Source organism: Pseudomonas sp. A1230 (genome assembly GCF_044218825.1).
GTDB lineage: Bacteria > Pseudomonadota > Gammaproteobacteria > Pseudomonadales > Pseudomonadaceae > Aquipseudomonas > Aquipseudomonas iridis.
The window spans coordinates 2,112,883-2,134,377 of record NZ_CP162582.1 but is presented as its reverse complement, the minus strand read 5'-3'; the positions used below and the strand labels follow the sequence as shown (position 1 = coordinate 2,134,377).

Annotated in this window: 17 protein-coding genes and 1 pseudogene; 9 read left to right on the top strand and 9 right to left on the bottom strand. The window is 56.2% G+C overall.

Features of this window, described 5'->3' with window-relative positions; all coding sequences use genetic code 11:
• Positions 1-2: 2 nt before the first annotated feature.
• A complete protein-coding gene (locus tag AB4P97_RS10120; RefSeq protein ID WP_042559275.1) occupies positions 3-2,351 on the bottom strand; it encodes an AAA family ATPase in 2,349 nt (782 codons plus the stop codon).
• Positions 2,352-2,593: 242 nt separating this feature from the next.
• Here AB4P97_RS10120 and AB4P97_RS10115 point away from each other — a divergent pair, with 242 nt between their 5' ends.
• The 4 genes from AB4P97_RS10115 to AB4P97_RS10100 are packed head-to-tail and all read left to right on the top strand — an operon-like array spanning position 2,594 to position 8,124.
• Positions 2,594-3,694, top strand: coding sequence for a hypothetical protein (locus AB4P97_RS10115; protein ID WP_034103432.1), 1,101 nt, complete (start codon positions 2,594-2,596; stop codon positions 3,692-3,694).
• Positions 3,691-4,230: a hypothetical protein gene (locus AB4P97_RS10110; protein ID WP_042559274.1), complete on the top strand. Its 540-nt coding sequence runs from the start codon at positions 3,691-3,693 to the stop codon at positions 4,228-4,230. The genes AB4P97_RS10115 and AB4P97_RS10110 overlap by 4 nt, the downstream gene beginning before the upstream one ends.
• Before the next feature lie 9 nt (positions 4,231-4,239).
• Positions 4,240-4,680 (top strand): hypothetical protein, encoded by a 441-nt coding sequence (locus tag AB4P97_RS10105; RefSeq protein WP_029612456.1) that lies wholly within the window; start codon positions 4,240-4,242, stop codon positions 4,678-4,680.
• A 12-nt stretch (positions 4,681-4,692) separates the two neighbouring features.
• Positions 4,693-8,124 carry an AAA domain-containing protein gene (locus AB4P97_RS10100; protein ID WP_153388178.1) on the top strand — a complete coding sequence of 1,144 codons (3,432 nt, stop codon included), beginning with the start codon at positions 4,693-4,695 and terminating at the stop codon, positions 8,122-8,124.
• On the opposite strand, the gene AB4P97_RS10095 is transcribed toward AB4P97_RS10100, so the two are convergent.
• Positions 8,121-8,264, bottom strand: a complete 144-nt coding sequence (locus tag AB4P97_RS10095) for a hypothetical protein (RefSeq protein WP_395602932.1) — start codon at positions 8,262-8,264, stop codon at positions 8,121-8,123. The genes AB4P97_RS10100 and AB4P97_RS10095 overlap by 4 nt on opposite strands.
• Before the next feature lie 218 nt (positions 8,265-8,482).
• Here AB4P97_RS10095 and AB4P97_RS10090 point away from each other — a divergent pair.
• Positions 8,483-8,569, top strand: a pseudogene (locus AB4P97_RS10090) (transcriptional regulator); the annotation flags it as partial.
• 41 nt (positions 8,570-8,610) lie between these two features.
• Here AB4P97_RS10090 and AB4P97_RS10085 read toward each other — a convergent pair.
• From AB4P97_RS10085 to AB4P97_RS10055, 7 genes are all read right to left on the bottom strand, one after another.
• Positions 8,611-9,288, bottom strand: a complete 678-nt coding sequence (locus AB4P97_RS10085; RefSeq protein WP_034103424.1) for a DUF5710 domain-containing protein — start codon at positions 9,286-9,288, stop codon at positions 8,611-8,613.
• A 282-nt stretch (positions 9,289-9,570) separates the two neighbouring features.
• Positions 9,571-9,984, bottom strand: coding sequence for a hypothetical protein (locus AB4P97_RS10080; protein WP_042559273.1), 414 nt, complete (start codon positions 9,982-9,984; stop codon positions 9,571-9,573).
• A gap of 50 nt (positions 9,985-10,034) precedes the next feature.
• Complete coding sequence (hxsA, locus tag AB4P97_RS10075) at positions 10,035-10,643, bottom strand: His-Xaa-Ser repeat protein HxsA (RefSeq protein ID WP_034103419.1); 609 nt, start codon at positions 10,641-10,643, stop codon at positions 10,035-10,037.
• On the bottom strand, positions 10,640-11,875 hold the full coding sequence (hxsC, locus tag AB4P97_RS10070) for a His-Xaa-Ser system radical SAM maturase HxsC (protein WP_034103417.1): 1,236 nt from the start codon (positions 11,873-11,875) through the stop codon (positions 10,640-10,642). Before hxsC ends, hxsA begins: the two co-directional genes overlap by 4 nt.
• Positions 11,875-13,362 carry a His-Xaa-Ser system radical SAM maturase HxsB gene (hxsB, locus tag AB4P97_RS10065; RefSeq protein WP_042562094.1) on the bottom strand — a complete coding sequence of 496 codons (1,488 nt, stop codon included), beginning with the start codon at positions 13,360-13,362 and terminating at the stop codon, positions 11,875-11,877. Before hxsB ends, hxsC begins: the two co-directional genes overlap by 1 nt.
• Positions 13,359-13,658, bottom strand: a complete 300-nt coding sequence (gene hxsD / locus AB4P97_RS10060) for a His-Xaa-Ser system protein HxsD (protein WP_042559272.1) — start codon at positions 13,656-13,658, stop codon at positions 13,359-13,361. Before hxsD ends, hxsB begins: the two co-directional genes overlap by 4 nt.
• A gap of 356 nt (positions 13,659-14,014) precedes the next feature.
• Positions 14,015-14,929: a LysR family transcriptional regulator gene (locus AB4P97_RS10055; RefSeq protein ID WP_042559271.1), complete on the bottom strand. Its 915-nt coding sequence runs from the start codon at positions 14,927-14,929 to the stop codon at positions 14,015-14,017.
• A gap of 269 nt (positions 14,930-15,198) precedes the next feature.
• Between AB4P97_RS10055 and AB4P97_RS10050 the strand changes: the two genes are divergently transcribed.
• The 4 genes from AB4P97_RS10050 (at position 15,199) to pgm (ending at position 21,429) form a co-directional block, all read left to right on the top strand.
• Positions 15,199-16,221 carry a zinc-dependent alcohol dehydrogenase family protein gene (locus AB4P97_RS10050; RefSeq protein ID WP_047301189.1) on the top strand — a complete coding sequence of 341 codons (1,023 nt, stop codon included), beginning with the start codon at positions 15,199-15,201 and terminating at the stop codon, positions 16,219-16,221.
• 550 nt (positions 16,222-16,771) lie between these two features.
• Positions 16,772-18,226, top strand: a complete 1,455-nt coding sequence (locus AB4P97_RS10045) for a hypothetical protein (protein WP_395602584.1) — start codon at positions 16,772-16,774, stop codon at positions 18,224-18,226.
• Between the two features lie 49 nt (positions 18,227-18,275).
• A complete protein-coding gene (locus AB4P97_RS10040) occupies positions 18,276-19,676 on the top strand; it encodes a PLP-dependent aminotransferase family protein (protein WP_395602583.1) in 1,401 nt (466 codons plus the stop codon).
• A 106-nt stretch (positions 19,677-19,782) separates the two neighbouring features.
• A complete protein-coding gene (pgm, locus tag AB4P97_RS10035) occupies positions 19,783-21,429 on the top strand; it encodes a phosphoglucomutase (alpha-D-glucose-1,6-bisphosphate-dependent) (protein WP_395602582.1) in 1,647 nt (548 codons plus the stop codon).
• The last annotated feature ends 66 nt before the right edge of the window (positions 21,430-21,495 follow it).

Genomic DNA, 21,495 nt, shown 5'->3' with positions numbered 1-21,495 from the left:
GTTCAAAAGTCCTTGAGGATATTCAGTATTTTGGTCTTGGTTTCCACACGTATCGTTTCCCACTCACTGGAAGGCTCCTTCTTTCGCCGCTGAAGAAATTCGGCGACAGCCTCCTGAACGACACGCTGGGCCTCACTGGTGCCAACGGGAAGCGCGTCGTTGACCTCATCTTCGAAATAGGCCATGACCCGCTGTTCTTGGGCGGTCAACACTTCTCTGTTTTTGCGCTTGCTCAATAGATCGGCCACGCTGGCCAATTGCTTCTCCATTTCCGGCTGGTCAGTTGACATCAAATTGAAAAAATCGGACGTTAGCAACTGCTCGATCGTCAACCGGGAGGAGTCCGGTAGATCACTCAATTGCTCAATGCACGTGGCGTACTGAGTCTTTGCCCCGCCAGCCTTGGACCGACGTTGAACGACCACGACTTCTCCTTTCTGCATGCCGCGCAGACATAGGGGGTCATGGCTGGTGGCGATGAACGTGACCTTGGGCAAGGCCTTGCGCAACACATGCATGATCTGAATTTTCCAGCGCGGGTGCAGGTGCGCTTCGACTTCGTCGATTAACACCACAGCCTGGGCATGCTCAAGTCCTTGAAAACGGGGATGGACGCGACGGTCCATGAGCCGTTGCATGATGTCGCATACCATTGCCAGGATGGTTCTGTAGCCTGAGGACACATCATTGAGCGGTGTCCTAGTCACTACACCGGCGGGGACCGTCACGATCAGGCAAGATTTACCGTCGGGCGCTTTTTCGATGACTTTTATGTCGCCGTCCACAGACATGATGATTTTCAATGCACGGGCTACGTCATTGAAGTCTTCGCCTTCCAGCCCGAGCAGCCAGTGCTCCGGATTGGCCAGTAGGCGATCCGTTTCGAACAGGTTGATGATCGCATGATCGGCTTCATGAGCCGGAGGAGATCTTTTCTGGTATTGGCGAAAGGCGCCATAAGCGAACACTGGCGGTACATCATCCGGTCCATCTGGTCGAAAGACGTTGTCATCAATCCTCAAGACTTTGGCTTGCCCCTCGTCGAAACTCAAACGTACCTGTGCCGGGGTTTTAGAGGCCACGTCATCCGAGCCCAGTTGGGCTGGAGAAAGTACAAAGGAGGCAGGTGTCAGGTTCAAGGTGGCAGGTGTATCTGGATGGCTCAGAGCAAGCGCAATCGCTTCGAGAATCGAACTTTTTCCGGTGGCGTTTTCACCCAGTATCAGCAGTGCTGGCTGTAGAGTTTCATTGCTCAACTGCGATTCGGCGCTGAGTGTGCCGAGATTCAATTCGAGGTGCTCGATTGCCTTGAAATGCTGAAGTTCGATGGAACGCAAGGACGGGTAAACCAGCGGCACAGGTGTCTTCTGCTGGTCTGGCTCAGTGCCCAGAACGCCATAGTCCGTTGGCGGTATGTTCAAGGTTTTACGGCCGAAGTCAGTTTCTTTAATCCACCCCTGCAATTGTTCACGCGTCTGCTGATAGTCCCCGACTGAAAGCAGGGTTTTCAGTGTCTTTGCCACCCCGGAGCGGCCGGTAGGCATTGTCAGGCCAGCTCTTTGTGACAAGTACAGCGCAATTCGCCGGCATTGCAGGTACCACAGGCCACCGAACTCAAGTTCGGCAAAGTCAAAATAGGTCTGAAAGGTAGCCTGGCGTAATCGCGGCAGGTGTTCACCAGACGCCAATAGTTCTTCACGGTACTGCCGAAGTCTGGCTTCCCGCAGTTCATTCAATTCTGGACGGTCCAGGCGAAAATTGGCGATTGTGATATCGCCCTCTTCAGACAGTGGCAGCAGCTCGCCATTAACGGAGGGGAAAAAGTGCTTTTCAAAACGCTGATCAACGCACGGATCAAGCAAAACGGCTGTCTCGCGGTATGTGGAGAAGCGCCATGAACCGAGATTGTCATCGGCATACTGGCGCAATTGCTCAAGGTTCGGAATCGGAGCACGTTTGCCCTTGACCGGAAAGAACGAAGGCTGACGCGGAATACACTTCAGACAGATGGGATAGATATTTTCCCAGGCATTGGCGAGCCAGACATAGTAGAGATGCGAGTCAATCCCTCCCATCGTAGAGGTTGCAGACGACGTTGGTCGGAATCGGTAGGGAAGTGGATGATCCTTGCTTTCGCAAAATGCGCATTTCCATCGAAACATTTGTCCCAGCGCATCATATACAGGGCTGACCTGGTTCAGATTCAGTTCCAGGTCTTCCATGGGCACACGGGTTTGAGAGCGCTCCTGAGTGTCCAGACTGAAGAAATCCAGCAGTTGCTCTCTGGACTTCCTGAATTGCTCTTCGCGGAAAATGGAGGGAGGTACTTTGTTGCGTAAAAATCTTTGCATTGCTCATCTTCCCTGACACGGCGAAAAAAACCGCCACAGATCATCGCCAAACACAGGGTGCACGATATAGCATGGGGCCACTATCGAAAAGTCTGTGATGGTCCGCGAAGGCTGTCACGCGTCATTGGGGCATACCTAATGTCCACGGCTTCAGGAATGGCTTGTTTCAAGCAATAACCTGGCACCCGCCCGTGTCGAGCCCTCTGGCTTTTGGAGAATCTGTACTTCAATGGACTGTGACCTTGATTCAAATCGACAAACCCGTAACCTTTCTGCTGCCATTTGATCGGTACAGCCTGACGCTCTCACACCGGCTGCTGGACAGCATGGGCGGTGTATCGCGTTTTTTGCTCAGAGCCATCGAACAGGAGCTGTCGCTCGCCGCACTGATAGAGGTAACGGCGCTTAGCGAGAGCGTGCTGCTTAATCAGCTGGCATACCTGCAGGCCCACCGGTATGTGCAAATAGAAGAGGGTGAAAATGGCCCGTTGCTGTGGCTGACGGCGCGGGGCACCTCTATCGTGCAAGTGGAGCACTTGCTTGAGGATTTCAGCCTCACGGTCTGGCTGGACGCTTTCACCCTTTCGCGTCACGCGGCGCACTTTGTGATGTTCGACGACGGTACGACAAACCCACAGACATTACCTGCGAATGACGCCCCATCGACCGTTGTCACTAATGTGCCTCGTCGGACAGGTCGGGCAGGGCGCTCAAGGCTTTTTGATGATGCCAATCGCCTCAGAGGGCTGTTGGAGCAAGACGGTCTGAAGCAGTTGCTCGAGTATTGCTGGGGAGCCGATTGCGAGTTGATAACGAGCGAGCTTGAACACTGGGCGTTCGAGCTGGGCATGGATGAGGGTGAGCAAGCCGGGCTGCAGGTGCCGATCGAGTACGCGGCCGGGGAACTGCAATTGCGCCTGAAGACGTCCAATCATCATGGCAAGTCGGATGCACTGCCGTCGCTGACCTTGCCCGTGGTCGAAATTGCTCATGTGTTCAAGCCAATAGCGAATTTCCCGTGGACGGTCGAGCTACCGTCCACGCGTGTTCAGCGGCTTGAATTGGTCAGTTCGGGCACCTTGAGCCATTTCACCACGGCTGCCGTTGTGGAGAGCGAGGACGCCAGACATGCCAGGCTGCCCATGTGTCTTGGTGACGGCCTGCCAAGTGAACTTGATTCGTTGACCGTTGCGCCTGGCCTCTGCGTAGAAACCGACGCCAGAATCCTGCAACTCTTGTGCTCAATGGATGAGGTGCAGTTGGCCCGTCATCTACAGCGCACCCCTGACGCGTTCACCCTGTCCCACAACCTCATGACCGAAGAAGCGGCGGAATTAGCGTGATTACTGTCGATGTGTTCGCGACCTTGTTTGACTGGGACGACAAAACCACGGAACGGGTCAAACGTACCAGTGGCGTCAGCCGCACCCTGTATACGATGGCGCGTACGGGTAAAGCCGCCAGTCCGTTGATTTTCGTCGAGGCGGGGCTGGCATTTCTGGATGCTTTGGGGGCTTACGCTGATTATCGTCAAGCCAAATGCAAAACACAGGCACTGGAGGCCGAAGGTGAAGCTCTTCGCCGTGAGTTCAAGGAACTTGAGAAGCAATTTCGCTTACAGGCCAAGGAGCGTGACCTGAAGTTCAGTGCGCAAATGAACGCGTTGCGCAACCATTTGGAGGCTCGTGACGTAACGCTGCACATCGGAGTGACGAACCTGGAGAACCTGGGACGGCATATCAAGCGTCTGGGTGATCACGTGTCTCGGGAGCGTTTGGCGGTGACACCCAATTGCGTGCCATTGTTGAAGCTGGAGCGCACCTATTATCTGTTGGTTGATGCGCAGCTCAGTGCAGCGCTTTCGCTGTTGGACGAGTGAGGACCCATCATGAAAAAGGCAAAACCGCAAAAGACGAACACTGCCGAAAAGGCAGGCGATAGCGAGAAGGTCACAATGAAAAAACTCGACCAAGTGGCCGATATCGCCAAAGCCGCCATTTCTGTGACCGGCAAGCTCGCCGATTGGGGCAAGCAGACCTCGGTAACCAAAGCTTCCATTGAAGCTAGCAAGGCGCGCGTCAGCGCTGCCGAAGAGAAGACCAAGCAGGTGGCCTGGAACGCCGTACAAAAGATGTCTGAAACTGACCGCCTGCGGCAGAAAGACGCCAACGAGCACGATCAGGCAATGGCCAGGCTCCAGATGGAGCATGAACAGATGATGACGCTCGACCGTGAACGGGAGCGTGTTCTCGACAAAATTCTTGAAGAGCCAGCCTCCCTGGACCAACTGGCGCACAGCTACCGGGCGCTCATTCCGCTCAAGCCTTGAGATCTACGACCTATGTACCAATTTGTTGCTGCGGGGTTGTTCGTTCTGGGTGCGAGTGCCGTTGCCTGGTTTCTGGATCGTGAAACCGATGAAGAACGTGAGCTCCATGAAGAACTGAAGCAGCGCAATGCCCGGACGCGAAGTGATTTTCAGGCTACCAGCTGGGCAAACGCCATGGAGCAAGCTCGGGCCCACGAAAGTGCTGCGCTGCGGTACAAGGCCGAGAACCAGGATTATTGCAAAAAGTTTCGGGCGCGCCTGCAAGGCACGGCCCAGGAGTTCGACATTCTGGCGCAACGGCTGGCCAACGATCTGTCGGACGTATCAATCAGTCCCTACAGACGCAACGCACTGCGCCTGCTCAATGGGCGCCTGCAAGATACGCAGAACCGCCTGGCAGGTTTTTTCGCATACTGCGAATGGTATCTGCAGACATTAGACAAACTCGCTCAAAAGCAACAGTTCACTGAACTGATGAACATGGCACAGCCACAATCCCGGTTACCTGACGACTGGTTTTACGGCGGCAAGGTCGTTCTGGCATCGGTCTCAGAGATTGATAATGCATTCAACGCCTACGGGCAAAAGCTCGAACTGCGTGCGGAGAAGCAGGCCGACGTTTGGACCGATACGCAACAGCGCGCACTGATGATGCAGTACCCCGATCAGGATGCGGTGCCGGTGCAGATGTCAGGTAACGTCAAGCGGCCGAATTTCTTCAAAGCCTGCGTTTTTCGGGGGGCATTGCACGCGGAACACATACTGGAAAGTGTGCCATGCACGGCTTTCATTGAAAGAGCGCAGACATCGCCACAATATGGCGACGGCTACCTCGTGCGTTGTTATCCAGGTTTCTGTTCTGTCGACAAGCAGCAGTCCGCAAACGGCGGTGTCGTCGCATTCTTGCCACGCAGCGAGTCGAGCTTCCCCGGAAAGAATTACCCGCGTGGTGATCGTATTGAAGTGTACGTTCATTACTACGACTTACTGCTGAGCAAAGGCCAAGTGACGGTCACTCAGCACCCGGAGTCGCTTCGCTACGGCGAACAGAGTGCAGCACCGGTGTTTATCCACGCGGACCGCGCTGTGTATGATCTTGAGGGGCTGGAACGCGAAAGTGGCAGTGCACAGTGGCAGTTGCGGGGCTCGGTCGAGATTGATGGCGAACTCATCGTCTCCCTGCAACTTGGGGCATGGCTGATCGAGGCCAAAGCCAGCTTCAAGGACTCTCAGTTGCACATTGTGAATGTGACGCGCACCGGTTTCGATAGCGTTGAGCTGGACGCTTTGCCTTGCCCGGTGCGGTTGATTGACGTGAGATTCAAGGACAGCGTCTTCTGCGACGTCCTGCAGTTCGAAGCCTTCGTAACCTTTTGTCGTCAGCAGTCATTTTTCGCCGGCGACAGTCAGGCACGCAAGCAGGCTGGACAGTTCTTCGAGCGTTGGAATGCAGTTACAGATTATCTGTTGGCTGAAACAGGGCATGCTGTATTTAACTTGAGTGATGTCACTGAAGTGGAAGAGCGAACGCTGGAGTGTTCCAGCAGTTCGAATCTGGTCGATGGCCTGCAGAAATTGATTGAAAAGGCTCGTAGTACGCCGCGGTTGTTCGTGGAGCAGCTGTGCCTGAGTGCCGATGGTGAAGAGCGCTGGTTGCAGGTCGCCGAGTTGCATGGGGTGCCAGAGGCCCGAGCTGCGAAACGTTACGAAATCTTCCATAAAGGGATGAAGCGCCCAGGCTCCGATAGCGGTTACGTCGATGTGCAGCCGTCGCAACACAGAATACGCTTTCCCAACCGGGGCGAGCTGGCAAATCTGGGGCGGCAGAAGATCGCGCTTCAGGGGTTCCTGGGTGGGCGCCTGATTAATCGAAACCTGCAGCAAATTCTGCTGATGCCTGCCCGCTATGTTCCACAACCCGACCCATTCTGGAATGAACGGGTCAATAGTGGCCTGAACTGGCGGGACCCCAATTGGCAGGGGGCTGACAAAGCGAAGGCCGCAAAAAAGGTGATCGAGGCGGCGCTCGTCGAATCCAATTTGTATCTGATACAAGGGCCTCCGGGTACAGGCAAGACCACCTGCATCGTCGAGTTGTTGCACCAGTTGTTCTGCGCCAGACCAGACTCCAGGATTCTGGTAGTTTCGCAACAGAACACTGCGGTGGATAACGCTCTCGATCGCTTCCTTGAACAGTTCCCGGGTTTCAGCTCCAACGTATTGCGCATTGGCAACGATGTAGAAAAGGTGCAAGTGGAAGTTCGGCCGCGCATGACCGAAAACGTTTTGATGGAGTACCTGCGCGAGCGTCAGCAGGACTACAGTCTGGCGAGCCTCGAGAACCCCGAAAAAGCCGATTGGATCGAAACCTGGATGGACCGTATCTATCATCCTTCAGACCGGGGACGTTCACAGTTCGATGATGAACTGGCTGAGCTCGTTGTCCAGGATCACGGCCTGATCGGTGCTACCTGCGTAGGATTGTCATCGCGACGTTACGGTATGGATCGACTTGCATTCGACATCTGCATCGTCGACGAAGGAGGCAGGGCAACGGTTCCCGAACTCTTGATTCCACTTATGCGCAGCCGTAAAGCAATCATTATCGGGGATCATTTCCAGCTCCCCCCGAGCATCGGCCGCGCCTTGCAAGAGGCCGAGGCAAAGACGGTCTTGCCGTTTCTTGAGGAAACATTTCTCAAGACCAGCTTTTTCGAGCAGCTTTATGAAAACCTGCCAGCGGCCTGTTCCGGCAGACTTGTGGAACAGTTTCGCATGGTCGAACCCATCGGCGATCTGGTAGCGGACCTGTTCTACACCGCCAATGACGTGAGGGGGCTGCACAACGGCAAGGTGCACGAACGTAAGGATTTTCTCGACGCAGAACACTGCATGCGCTGGGTGGACGTCCCTCATGGCAAGGAAGAAAACGAAGGCACCAGCCTGTTCAATGAGGCGGAGTCCAAAGCGATAGTCGATTTCCTGAAAGCGTCGGCGCATAAACTGGCATCGCGCCGAGCGGAAGGCACCCATAGCGTAACGACTAAATCCGTGGCAATCATCACACCCTATGGAGCCCAGAAACGCGTAATCAATAAAGATTTCGCAGCGCTTAGAAAAAGCTTGCCGCTTATCGACGACGTGTTTGAGGTAAAGATCGATACGGTGGACAGTTTCCAGGGAAGCGAAGCGGATATCGTGTTGTATTCAACTGTTCGTACTCAGGGGGGCATCCGCTTCCTGCTCGACCGTCAACGTTTGAATGTGGCGTGCTCACGAGCGCGGGAAAACCTCACATTCTTTGGCCACGCCCAGTTTCTGCTCAAGCAGGAGCGCGGCAAGAATGCACTGTTTAGCCTGATCATCAAACGCAGCGCTCGAGCCACGGCTTCGAATCCTTTTCAGGCGAATACTCACAAGAGCAAGGTGCCATTGAGTAGTTAGTGTTTCCTGATGCAGTAGCTGGACTGGACGGACCTGCTTTCGGATTGCTCCGGTCGCTTGGCAAAAGCGGCCCCTGCGTCGGTCGGCGACACCGTCCTGTTTGTCCGACTCAACAGCCGAACCCTGAGCCGACTTTCCAGATTGCGGACGGCATGAATAGCGGCGCCTAGCGACTATCCGGGCCCCCAAAAACATTTTGACTGGGCTCTAGCGCTGTGTTTTCAGGCAGATAAGTTTCAGATATGCCCCCAGGTTGCCCCTAGGTGTATCAGGTTCTTGGTGGAGATTTCCGACAGAAACCAGATGGATTCAGATGGCCTTCAGTAGTTCATAGGTTGAGGGTAAGCGACACGTTCCCCCTGGAAACGGTGAAGTCATCGAAACGAAAGGTGGCAATCACTCCGGCCTGAAGGCTTGGAAAGCTCAGTACGGTCCGCTGTCGTGAAAAGCTGAGGTCCTCGAGCCGTACGGTATTGGATAGGGTAATTAGGGTTGCTCGCGAACCTGCATCCATTCGAAAAAATCTTCGGATGCAAAGCCGACGCTGCAGTTCGCGTCGAACCGCTCGTTGATTCTGATTAGAGTCATCCGCTGAGCTTCTTGTGGTGAGGTTGGGAAGAAAGCTCCACCAGGTTCGCTGTGCATGAAAAAATCGCCGAGCTTGGCTCCGCAGTTTTCGCAGTGATTCATCAGGTAACGGCTGCCTACCGTTTTGCTGTAGGCCTGCTTGAACTTGTTAGTGAAGTGATGGATCTGCTTCGCGACCCCGGGAGAGAGGCTGGCGATATTGGAGATCGTTCCGCGATACCCATGGCACTTCCATTCGCCGAGGTTGCTTGTGAGCGCGAAATCTTCGTCCTCATCCTCGTAGTAATCGAACTCTTCGTGTTGCTCGGGCAGCTTGAACGAAAACACGCGGGTCAAATTAGAACAGTCCCAGCAGTCGGACACTGACTCTATGATGTAGTAATACGGTGCTCTGACACTAAATTCAGGTCCGTGCTCGAGGTCTGCGTGCTCTGTTACGGGTAGCCATTGAGCCAAGGGGCCGATGTCGACACCCTCGGGGATGTACCAAGTCTTCAGGCCCGGGTCCCACTTGGCACCGAGTGATTTCGCTTCATCTTTTTCTGAGAAGGGGACTTTCAGATCAATCCTTGCCATTTCTGTATCCGTACGTATTGCTCATCAGTAGGCGTCAGATCCCATGCTGGAGCCTTCTAGCCTTGTTGGGGACCTTCGAGTTCTAAAAAAAGAGCGACAAAGCCAGGCTGATGGCGGGATGTGCTGCAATAGCCCGCTGGTCTGTCTTGGTCAGAGGTTAATTCATAACTGCGCTCAATGGTTGGGTCTTCAATCAGTCTGTATATATTGCCTGCTAACCGACTATGGCTGTTATCTGAGGTCGACCAAGTTTAGGCCTTAAAAGGAGGCCTATAACTCGGTTCAGGGCAGCAGCCAAGTGCTGTTTGGGGTGGTTGACCGGATGCCGACTGCTTGGCACAGCTCCAGAATCGGTAGAATGTAGGTGATGTTGGTGCGGCCCGGCTTGCCTTCTGCTCTGTAACGAGCCGCCTGGCAAAGTGGGCCGGCTTTTTCGTACGTATGGTTGGAGCTGATTTCCACAGCTTGTGCTTGGCCGAAATGATTGTTACCGGCGAGGTAGTCCAACGTTTGCTGGAAAGCTGCTCGAGTCAGCGCCAACTGCGAGTCTTCCGATCCGGTCTCAATCACAACGCGATTTGCATCAACGGTCGTGATACGGAAACGGGCGCTACGCGACGGTGTTTGCAGTTCCTTGCCTTGCAGGCGGCTGATCAATGCCCAGAGAGTGTTGTCGACTTGAATGATGTGCTGCATGGGATAATTCCTTCGTTGCTGAATGGACGCTAGCTTTAACCTGAAGCGACTTATGGAATCTTGATACCCAACGCATTCAACGATGGCGTATCCATCCGGCCATTCACGGTCAGCCCACTGTCCATCTGAAAGGCCATCAACGCACCACGTGTCGCCTTGCCCATCACCCCATCAATGGTGCCTTGGTAATACTGGCGCACCATCAGCGCGGTCTGCACACGGGTGACCAGGTTGCTTTTCTGCTCATTGGTCGCGCGGCTCCTCGAAGTGCTCGAACTTGTCCCGCTGGTAGTGCCAGACGACTGATAAAGGCTGTTGCTGCTTGAGGTGCTGCTCGAAGCACTCGGCGCGCTGTAGCTTCGGGTACTGGTAGCGGGAGGGCTGTAGTAGCGAGGTGCGCTATAGCCACCCGAGCCGCTGTAGTGAGAACTGTGCGAACTGTGGGACCGGTGTGAACTGTGCGAGCGATGTGCCGCATATATGTTGACGGTGTCTGGCGCATTGAGCGTATCGGCAAATACCGGGGGCTGTAGCTTGTCGTTGGGTTGCCAGTTCGCATCGGCGAGCGACAGATGGCCCGCCTGTGCCAGGGTGGTACCTGCCATTGGCAGCAAGCTGATCCCACTGATCAGGACTTTCCAGCGGTCGAGCAATTTCACTGTGCACTCCTTGCATAGGCGCTAAAGGCCTCGGTCGATAGTAGTTGTACGCCGCGGCTCTCCCAGCGGTCGGTGTGGGATTTGAAGAAGCCAGAGCAATGTTTGACGGCAGCGCATTGCTGGCAGGTATCGATGAACAGGTTCTTCCAGTCCGAGATGCTCTGGCGGGCGAAACGCGAGAGGTGGGCCGGGATCAGGCACAGGGGCAAGTTGTAGATCGAAACCGGCACTCCGCGGTTGAACAGGAAATACACGGCCTGGCTCAACGACTCTTGATAGTCCAGCGGGTCAATCCACAGTTCTTCGTAGTTCTTCCTGGCCAGGCCGGTACTTTCGATACCCATCAGCGCAACATGCCGCACGAAGGGCAGGTTCCTGAACACGTAGTGGGCGAGCTCGGGCAAGCGTGGCGTGGTCAGGCGATTGAGCACCACGCGTATCTCGATGATCTGGTTGGCGCGCGCCAGGTTGTAAAGACCTTGCAGGGTTTCGCTGAACGCGCCTGGAGCCTGCACCACATGGTCATGGTCTTCGGCATTGTCGGCATACAGCGGGATGCCCCAGCTCAACTGAGGGTGGCCGATGGCAGAGAGCGCTGCGATCCAGCTCGGGTCTTGGAACAGACGCCCGTTGCTGAGCACATGAATGGATTTCTGCGGCAAAACGGCTTTGCACTTGGCCAGGATTTCGAGCAGGCCGTCGCGATAAAGCGTTGGTTCTCCGCCGCTGATTCCCAGATTTTCCTCGCCCGGGTCCATCAGGTCGATCAGCCGTAGGTTCTCCTCGATGTGCCAACGGTCATCGATATCTTTGGGCGGCTGCGAGCACATCAGACAGAGGCTGTTGCAACGATCGGTCATGAACAGCAGGTTGCTGTCTGAGCCTCGTCGATAGAGCACTCGCACCAACGCGTTGCCTGGTGTGATGGCAATGACATCGCCGGACTGCACGACATCCGCATCTTTGGGGGTGTGCAGGTGTAGCCGCGCGCTGTCGAAGTCGCCGATCAATGGTTCCGGGATCAGGAATCCACCCACTGGCAATGAGAGCAGATGCGGGCTCCGTAGCCGTTGTTCGTTTGGCAGCAAAAGCACCAGGTCACCGAACTCAGCGCTTCCGGCACAAACAGCCAGGCCTTGTTCGATGAACTCATCCAGAGTGATGACCTTGAGCAGTTTCGGCTCATTCAGGTGATGGATTTCGAAGTGGGTATCTTTGCGCAGCATCGCCATCAGCCCCTGTAACCCGGGAGCCGGACATCGTTGTAAGAGCGCCTGTTCAACCAAGACAGCAGCACCCTCTGCACGTTGTCGTCGCCATCGCAAAGTAGGCCGAAAAGATGCTTCAGCAGCCCCATGTTCTTCTTGCAGAAGCTGCTGAACACTCGGTGTCCGATCGGGTCAGCTTGGCGGGCATAGTGTTCGACGGGGTCAGCACCACAGTACGGGACAAGTGCGCAGTCGGAGCAGCCCGGCAGCGCCTCTGCTACACCACTGGCGAGCAACGCATTCATAACGGGCGATGCGAGTAATTCAGACAAGGGTTGCTGCACGGTGCCGAGCCTCAAGCCGTCTTCACCCATCTCCAGCAACATTCGGGCTTCGTCCGAGGGATAGACGTAACCGTCATAGTTGTAAACCAGCGCCGCAGTGCCTGCGCCAGCAGGAGAGCGCAGGTCTACATAGCCGGAGGAGAAGGGTGTCAGGATATTCTTCAGCAACAGGCTCGTATAACTCTCTGAGAGGTATACGCCCTGTTGGTTGATATGCAGCAAATAGGCCAGTGCCTTCTTGTAGAAGGCCAGGTATCGCTCAATAGGGTAATCAAGTCGATGGGCACTCTTGGTGGCAAACCCATAAGGGCTCAGAGGCCGAAGCGAGATGCTGGAGAAGCCCTGGCTTACATACTCATCGATGATCGCTTCAGGTTGTTCGAGGCTTCTTGAAGTCAGCGTGGTCAGCGCGGAAACTGCATCATGGCCAAGGCGCTCACGGACCCACTGGATGCCTTTTACAGTGCGCTCGTAAGAGTCTCTTGACGGGGTAGGGCGGTTGGCATTGTGTAAGGGCGCCGGCCCATCTAGCGAAGTCGAAAACTGGATGCGATTTTGTTCTGCGAAGTCGAGTATTTCCTCCGTCAGGTGGTGCAGTGTGGTGGTGACGACGAACTGGATATCCCGTTGTTCGACCACGTTCCGTTCAACGATCCATTCGACAATCTGGCGGACGCGCTCGAAGGCCAGAAGCGGCTCGCCACCCTGAAACTCCACAGTCAGGGCGGGAGCGTTCGATTCGAACAGGCGATCGACCGCCGCCCGTGCATCCGCTTCCGACAGGTCGTGGCCGGATCCACCCACAGGGGCCCGCGACACCTGGCAGTACTGGCAGGTGTGGTTGCAGCGCAATGTAACCACGAACAAGTGAAGTGCAGGGCCCTGGAAGAGGAAGTCCTTGCGGCTGCGATACTGCGCGGCCATTTCCGGGAGCGGGTCGTGGCGGCCTGGTTCGTAGATGAAGTGACGGGCCAGCAGGTCCTTGTAAAAAGGCGTGCTTGCTTGAACGTCGAAGTAACTGAGGGCTCGTAATTGCGCGTCGTTCACGTGCATGTACTCACCGGTATCGGAGGTGAGCAGGATGTCACGGTCATGCCCCGTGTTCATGCGCATGAATCGAAAAGGCAGCAAGCGGTAGTGCTTGGCGTCTGTCGCTATCAGTGTCACTGCGAAACCCCACATCCAGCGAGCGCAGCTCGTGCCAGGATTTCACGCAACCCTGCTGTTTCGCGGTTGATATGGTCGCGTAGGGCGAAGTCGTTCAGATACTGAAAGATCAGCGAGTGAGCCTGCGTCGGGGAAAGCGTGAGCTTTGCTTCAGCGGGGTGGGCCGTGAGGCTTATGTGATTGGCTTCAATACCGACCTGGATCGTGACAGTGTCGGCCAGGGAATAAGCGGCGCGTTGCACCACGCTGAGCGGGTAGGCTGCGCTGTCGAGCTTCAGCGTGACTGGCCATGTCATCGGAACCGCTCCTTCAAATCCGTTGAGAACGTGTGGATATTGATGGTTTCCGAGGCATTGTGCCATCATAATTTTTTATATTTGCACGCATCTATCCAGCTGATGGCGGAGAATCAGTCAAATGTTCATCGGGTACATGTTCACCGTTCCGCTGCGGTATAGCGACTCGCAGAGAGTCCGGTCGGAGCTACCCTCATCAATAGCCTGCTTGGCCTTAGGCTGGGGGCATCCTTTTCAAACCATACAAAGCATGCCCTCAGATGTGCCCCCAATGTAGAAATCCACTGGAAGTGGATGGAGTTCCATGGTTTGTGGAAAGTCAAAAATGATCAGATAAACAGCCTGTCCGAGAACGACTAAAGACTATCCGGATCCCCGAAGAACATCTGAATACGCGACCGCAACCAACGCTCGCCCGGATCATTATCCTGCGAGCCACGCCACGCCATGTGCAGCTCAAACGTGCGCGTCGGCAACGGCGGATCTTCTGCGCGAACGCCACCCGCAGATGTCAGTGCTTCGGCGGCATAGTCCGGCACGGTCGCGACAATGTCAGTTCCGGCCAGCAGCGTGCTCAAACCATTGAACTGCGGCACGGCCAGTACCACATGGCGTTTGCGGCCGAGTTTCTCCAGTTCTTCATCTATAAAGCCGCTGAGGTCGCCGGCAAACGACACCAGGGCGTGGGGGCGGGCGCAGTAATCGTCGAGGCTCAACGGCCCCGGCACGGTGTCGGCGCGCAACAGCTTGGGCGCGCTGCGGCGCAGCACTTTGCGCTTGGCGTTGGCTGGCAGGTCGGTGGTGTAGCTGACACCGATCGAGATTTCGCCGGACGCCAGCAAGCCCGGCATCAGGATGTAGTTGACCCGGCGCACCACCAACACAATTCCCGGCGATTCGGCGCGCAGGCGTTTTAGCAGCATCGGCAGCAGGGCGAATTCGACGTCATCCGACAACCCGATCCGAAATACCGAAGTACTGGTGGCCGGGTCGAATTCTGCCGCACGGCTGACGGCGGTCGAAATCGAGTCGAGGGCAGGCGAGAGCAGGGCGAAGATTTCCACCGCGCGGGCGGACGGTTCCATGCTCCGGCCGGTGCGTACGAACAAGGGATCATCGAACAGGCTGCGCAGGCGCGACAGCGCCGCACTGATCGCCGGCTGGCCGAGGAACAACTTCTCGGCGGCGCGGGTCACACTGCGCTCATGCATCAACGTTTCGAATACGATCAACAGGTTCAGGTCGACACGACGCAGGTCATTACGATTCATCTGGAGTCCTGGCAGAGTCATCAAGCTTGACGAGGGCGGCCATATGAGAACAATGGCCGGCATGAATCTTACGGGGAAAGGCTGGTACTCTGCACCGGAAAATTCAGCTTTACTCAGACGGTGGCAGCAGTTTTTCAAGGATTTTGCCAATACCGCGCATACTGCGGAATCAATGACAGGCATGTCGACTATTAATAGCCACTGATAGTCTTGGGTTAAAAGCCCAGATAGAGTTCATGGCATTAGAGGTTACTTTGACGAGGTTTGCGATGTCCCGCACGATCCGTTTTCACAAGTTTGGTCCGGCCGAGGTGCTCAAATGCGAAGAGCATGCGGCCGCTCAGCCAGGTCCTGGCGAAGTGCAGGTGCGTGTCGAGGCAATCGGCATCAGTTGGTACGACACGCTGTGGCGCCAGAACCTGGCATCGTCCCAGGCACGTCTGCCATCAGGCCTTGGCCATGAAATGGCCGGTGTGGTCACGGCGATTGGCGCTGGTGTCGAAGACCTGTCCGTCGGTGACAAGGTCGCCAGTTTCCCGGCCGAAAGTCCGAACGACTATCCCGTCTACGGCGAGTCGATCGTGTTGCCGCGCACTGCGCTGACCCGTTATCCGGATGTGCTCAGCCCGATCGAAGCCAGTGTGCATTACACACCGCTGTTGATCGCCTATTTCGCCTACGCCGATCTGGCACGGGTCAAGCCCGGGCAATTTGCCCTGGTCACTGACGCCAGCCATTGCGCCGGCCCTTCGTTTGTACAGCTGGGCAAGGCCATGGGCGTGCGCGTCATTGCCGCCACCAAAGAGGCGCAGGAGCGCGAGTACCTGCTGTCTCTGGGCGCGGAAAAGGTGATTGTCACCGAAGAGGAAGATCTGTTGTTGCGAATCAACAAGATCACCGACAACCGTGGCGTCGATGTGGTGTTCGACGGCCTTGGCGGTCCGCAGATGTCGCTGCTTGGCGATGTACTGGCGCCCCGTGGCAGCCTTGTGCTGTACGGCCTTCAGGGTGGGAACCAGACACCGTTTCCGGCCTGCGCAGCGTTCCAGAAGAACATCCAGTTCTTTGTGCACTGCATCGGCAACTTCACCGGCAAGCCGGAGCTGGGTATCGCCCAGGACCACGTCGCCGTGCAACGTGCCCTGCGTGACATCAACCAGTTGACCGCAGACCGCGTGTTGCTCCCGCTCAAGACCCGGGTGTTCCCGTTCAGCGAGTTCGTCGAAGCGCATCGCTACATGGACGAATGCCCATGCCGCGAACGGGTTGCCCTTCAAATCGAGTCGGCGTAACCCTGGCAATCAGAGTCCGTGGCCCCACGGACTCTTTCGTGTTTATCCCTCCTTCAAAGCAAGCCTCTCTGGTGCCCTGTCCGGGACCTGTTCAGCAACTGAACTGGTTTTTGGCCCGGATCTGTATCTTCTAATCGCAATGTAAGCCCTGATAATTGAATGATTACTTTCATCTCAAGGAATGAGCCATGCCTGTGCATTCAATTTGTCGACCTCAACATATAACCTCCGGTTTTGTTAAACACGGCATTCTTTGTTTAATTACTGTAGGGTTATTCCGAAATGCCTTCTCTTTTTCTTGTAATCACTTGTCGTGGGACGTTGTGGGAAGTTTCATAGGATTAATTAATAATAAAAAATACCTATATAAAACAATGGCTTGACGTCTTGTTGTGGCAAAAACAGAGTTTTTGTCAGGTCAAGTGTTTCAAATAACTACGAATTTGTAAGTGTTAGCATCTGAGCGTCTATTACTTATTGATTAATTGTCGTGCGGACGGTTGGTTTTCTGTCTGCGCGCCATGAAACCTTTTATACCGGGTAAATACCGATGAGCACGATCCACGATCAGGCAATGAATTATGTCTACCAGCAAGTATTGCAGCGGTTGCTGAGTTTTTTCTCACGAGCGGAGCGCACGGCGTTGCAGTTGCTGATCCAGCGACTGGCCGTGGCTGCTGGCGGCATGGAGAACATCGGTCAATTCAAAGTGCTGGTTAACCAGACCGGGTCGCGCGACAGCTGTTACACATTGGCGCTGCTACGGGCAGCGCAATTGAGTATCGCCGGGCGTGCGCCCGGGACGTTTCAGCTACGGGTGGCGACTTTACGCTGGAACGGCAACAGTGACATGGCGCTGCAGAACATGCACCGCAGCTACGGCGCGCTGTTCCTCCATGACGATCCTCGGGTCGAGCTGTTGATGGTGGATCATCGCCAGGTCCTGCCATTCGACCATCAGGCACCGATCTGCGAAGAGGGGCGCGAAACCCATCGTCTAAACCTGCTGCTGCTGGGGCATCGAAGAACCTACAGCGAAGCGCTTGAGTTGTGGGACGACGCTTATTTGGCCACTGCCGAGTACTACGGTCAGATCGCCCGATGGAACAATGGTGTCGATGCCATGATCGGCAGTGAGTCGTTACACCGCCAGAAGCACTTTCTCGACGGCTTGAGTCGCGCCGTTCAAAAAGCCGCCATTGCCGGTCCGCTGGTGACCTCTGCTGGCTTTGAAGCGCTGTTCCCGCTGCTCGACCGGCTGGGTGGTGATTACTATCGCGAGTTCTACACCGAAGAGGAACGCGTAGCGTGGCGCCCGGAAGGTGAGTTCGAAGCGTGTCGGCGCACCGGTTTCATCAACATCAATGACATGATCGTTGGCAAGCTCGAGGAGCGCTGGCCGTTGCTCAGTGACTTTCTTGGGTTCCAGGCGGACGACCTGAGCCTTTATCAAAGTGACGATGAATATGCAGATCCTCTGGTCGCTGCGCATCTGCGAGGAATGCAGGCGCGATTCATCGAGGGGAGAACCTACGAGGCCGGGGTCGGCGAATACCTGCAAAGCAACCTGGTGACGATGCGTCGCAGACAGGTACCCGAGCCGGTTTGCGAACAGATGCTCGCCCATTTCGGCAATCTGCAGGATTCGCGACAGTTGCGCGTGCAGGCGGAAGGCTGGCTCTCGGCCGGTTTCGATTTGAACGAGATCCAGCTGATGTGCCTGCTGTTTGCGCCGTTTGTTGATAGCGGGGCGGGACTGGAACGGTTTCTGCGCAATTGTCATCCCGGCATGTTGGTGGCATTGCCGGATCTACACCGGGCAATGCAGGGCCTGCATGCGCCTGAGCAAGTGCTGAAGTGGATGACGGACGTCAGCGGGTTGCCGGTCAAATTGATTGTGCGTCTTTACTCCATGGGACCCGTTCGGTTACTTGCGTGCGGCGACAGCGCCAGTGCGGAGGAGGCGGGTACCGAGCCGACAAACGATCGATCGGCGGAAGGCTGACCGTGAGCCAATCGCCTAACCCTGAATCACAGCCCATGGATGCCGGCTCGTGAAAGCGTCGCGGGAAAACGACTTTGTTTATCAGGCTGTTTATCGCTACCTGACGCTGCTGATCGAGGAAGCAGGGAGCAGCTCGGCAGTGCGCCTGCCTTCCTTGCGGCAACTGGCTGATCGACTGAATGTGTCGATCTCGACCGTCCAGTACGCCTATTCGTTGCTGGAAAAGGAAGGTCGGGTTTATTCAATCGCCAAATCCGGTTATTACGCGAAAGCACTGCCCGCACTGGACGTGCCTGGTTGTGGCAGGGACCTGCTCGAAACCGTCTACGTCAATACCCAGCGACCGGGCATGTGTGTATTGAGCGCCGATGACCCGGCTTCGCTGCAACCGCTGGACCGTCCTTTGCTGATGCTTGAGCGGGAACTGCTGCGCCAGTACCCGCGCCAGCCGCAAGTACTGGTGCAGCCTTGCGGTGAGCTGGAGTTACGCACCGTACTGGCTGCGCGTTACACCTCATCGACGGTGAATTGCTGGCATGCCGATGACGTCTACATCGGTGCCGATTTGCGCGGGGTGCTGGAAATTCTGATTTCGGTGCTCGAGTTGCGTGGGGCCACCGTAGTGGTCGAGTCGCCGTGTGACTGGGTGATCCTGCGTTTGCTGGATTGCGCCCAAGTGCGCGTGATCGAGTTGCCGCTGCTCGCCGGCGGGGTGATTGATCCGCAACGCCTGGAGTCTTTGCTCAAGAACGAGCCGGTGCGACTGATCCTGTTGTCCTCAGCGTTGAGCATGCCCCACGGCAGCCTGCTATCTGCGACCAATCGACAAGCCATCGCCCATCTGCTCGGGTGTCATGGCACCTGGGTTCTGGAAAACGACTGCTACAGCGAACTCGATGAAGGGTTCGACTCCCAACGCCTGCGCGACTGGCTGGACCCGGATCGCCTGCTGGTGTTTTCCACGTTCGAGAAGTTCATCGGTGCAGAGGCGCCTTTTGGTTTTGTCCTGTCGCGCCATTGGCGCAGTGAGTTGCAACGCCATTTCCTGTTGCGCGCGTTTAGCTTGTCGCTGATCCGCCAGAAAGCGATTGCGAGATTGTTGGGCGGCGGACGGCTGGACCAGCATTTGTCAGTACTGCGACGGATGCTAAAGGAGCGACGAACGCAGTTGATCCAGTTATTGCGCGAGCGCCTGGGCGACGCGTTGCAGTTTGTCGAGCCGCAGGGCGGGGCGACGGTCTGGGTAAGCTCGTTGCGTCCGGTAGACATGGAGAATGTCTTTCAGCGCCTGCTCAAGCAGCAGATCATTATTGCGCCAGGGGAGTTGTTCAGCCTGCAGGGGTTGCATGCGCACCATCTGCGCTTGAGCTCGTTGAGCCATGGTGACCACGATCTGGGGAATGTCGTCGCGCTGCTGGGCGACGCATTGCGGATGGCACCCGAAAGTTAACGTTAAAAAACATCGGGAGTGTCCCGGATAGATCCCGTCGCACTACGGTCAAACTGCCAGTAAACTGCGTTCTATTCCTGAATCACTCTATTTCAGAGGTTTTTGCATGACACTCAGTCCTTTTGCGGGCAAACCGGCACCGGCAGAATTGTTGGTCGATATCCCGCGACTGGTAACGGCCTATTACACCGGCCAGCCTGACGCTTCCATTTCCACGCAGCGTGTGGCGTTTGGCACGTCGGGGCATCGGGGCAGTTCTTTCGACCTGAGTTTCAACGAATGGCACGTGCTGGCGATCAGTCAGGCGATCTGCCTGTATCGCGAGGCCCAAGGGATCACCGGGCCGCTGTTTGTCGGCATCGACACTCACGCGTTGTCGACTCCCGCGGGTGCCAGCGCTCTGGAAGTGCTGGCGGCGAACGGTGTGACCGTGATGATCGCCGAAGGCGACGAGTACACGCCGACTCCGGCCATTTCCCATGCCATTCTTTGCTACAACCGCGGCCGTACTTCGGGCCTGGCCGACGGCATCGTCATCACGCCGTCGCACAACCCGCCACAAAGCGGTGGCTACAAATACAACCCAACCAACGGCGGCCCGGCAGACACCCACATCACCAAGTGGATCGAAGCCAAGGCCAACGAGCTGCTGGCCAATAAACTGGCTGGCGTGAAGCGCATCAGTTACGAGCAGGCGCTCAAGGCCAGCACCACCCATCGTCACGACTACGTGAATACCTACGTTGCCGATCTGATCAACGTGATCGACTTCGATGCCATCCGTGATGCCAAGCTGCATTTGGGTGTCGATCCGCTGGGTGGCGCGGGGGTGCGCTACTGGTCGGCGATTGCCGAGCACTACCGTCTGGATTTGGAAGTGGTGAACAAGCAAGTCGATCCAACCTTCCGTTTCATGACCGTCGATTGGGACGGCCAGATTCGCATGGACCCATCATCGAGCCATGCGATGAAAGGCCTGATTGGTCTGAAGGAGCGTTTCGACGTGGCGTTTGCCTGCGACCCGGATCACGATCGCCACGGCATCGTGACTCCTTCCGGTGGCTTGCTCGCGCCAAACAACTATCTGGCAGTGTCTATCGATTATCTGTTCCAGAACCGTCCGCAGTGGCGTGCCGATGCTGGCGTGGGTAAAACCGTGGTCAGCAGCGGTCTGATTGATCGTGTCGCCAAGCGTCTGGGGCGTCGTCTCTACGAAGTGCCGGTTGGTTTCAAATGGTTTGCGGACGGCCTGTTCGACGGTTCGCTGGGTTTTGGTGGCGAGGAGAGCGCCGGTGCATCGTTCCTGCGCAAGGACGGCGGTGTCTGGAGCACCGACAAGGATGGTCTGATCCCGGCACTGCTCGCGGCAGAAATGACCGCTCGCACCGGCCGCGACCCAAGCCAGGCCTATAAAGCGCTGACCGATGAACTTGGAGAGCCGTTCTCGGTACGCGTCGACGCCAAGGCCAACCCGGAACAGAAAGCCCTGCTGAGCAAGCTGTCGCCGGAGCAAGTCACTTCGACCGAATTGGCAGGCGAGAAGATTCAAAGCATTCTCAGCCACGCACCGGGTAATGATCAGGCGATTGGCGGCTTGAAGGTAATGACCGAGAACGGCTGGTTCGCGGCGCGTCCGTCAGGCACCGAAGACATTTACAAGATCTACGCAGAGAGCTTCATCGGCGACGAGCACCTCAAGCAATTGGTGGTTGAAGCGCAAACTCTGGTGGATGGCGCAATTTCCAGCAAATAAGCTGAAGTCCACCGAGCCAAAAAAAGGGGCAACCATTATGGTTGCCCCTTTTTTTGCCTGCGATCA

Coding starts and splice junctions, on each gene's coding strand:
- AB4P97_RS10050 (WP_047301189.1), top strand. CDS start 15,199: ATGTCCCGCACGATCCGTTTTCACAAGTTTGGTCCGGCCGAGGTGCTC.
- hxsC (WP_034103417.1), bottom strand. CDS start 11,875: ATGGCGATGCTGCGCAAAGATACCCACTTCGAAATCCATCACCTGAAT.
- pgm (WP_395602582.1), top strand. CDS start 19,783: ATGACACTCAGTCCTTTTGCGGGCAAACCGGCACCGGCAGAATTGTTG.
- AB4P97_RS10120 (WP_042559275.1), bottom strand. CDS start 2,351: ATGCAAAGATTTTTACGCAACAAAGTACCTCCCTCCATTTTCCGCGAA.
- hxsD (WP_042559272.1), bottom strand. CDS start 13,658: ATGACATGGCCAGTCACGCTGAAGCTCGACAGCGCAGCCTACCCGCTC.
- AB4P97_RS10055 (WP_042559271.1), bottom strand. CDS start 14,929: ATGAATCGTAATGACCTGCGTCGTGTCGACCTGAACCTGTTGATCGTA.
- AB4P97_RS10085 (WP_034103424.1), bottom strand. CDS start 9,288: ATGGCAAGGATTGATCTGAAAGTCCCCTTCTCAGAAAAAGATGAAGCG.
- AB4P97_RS10045 (WP_395602584.1), top strand. CDS start 16,772: ATGAGCACGATCCACGATCAGGCAATGAATTATGTCTACCAGCAAGTA.
- AB4P97_RS10105 (WP_029612456.1), top strand. CDS start 4,240: ATGAAAAAGGCAAAACCGCAAAAGACGAACACTGCCGAAAAGGCAGGC.
- AB4P97_RS10080 (WP_042559273.1), bottom strand. CDS start 9,984: ATGCAGCACATCATTCAAGTCGACAACACTCTCTGGGCATTGATCAGC.
- AB4P97_RS10100 (WP_153388178.1), top strand. CDS start 4,693: ATGTACCAATTTGTTGCTGCGGGGTTGTTCGTTCTGGGTGCGAGTGCC.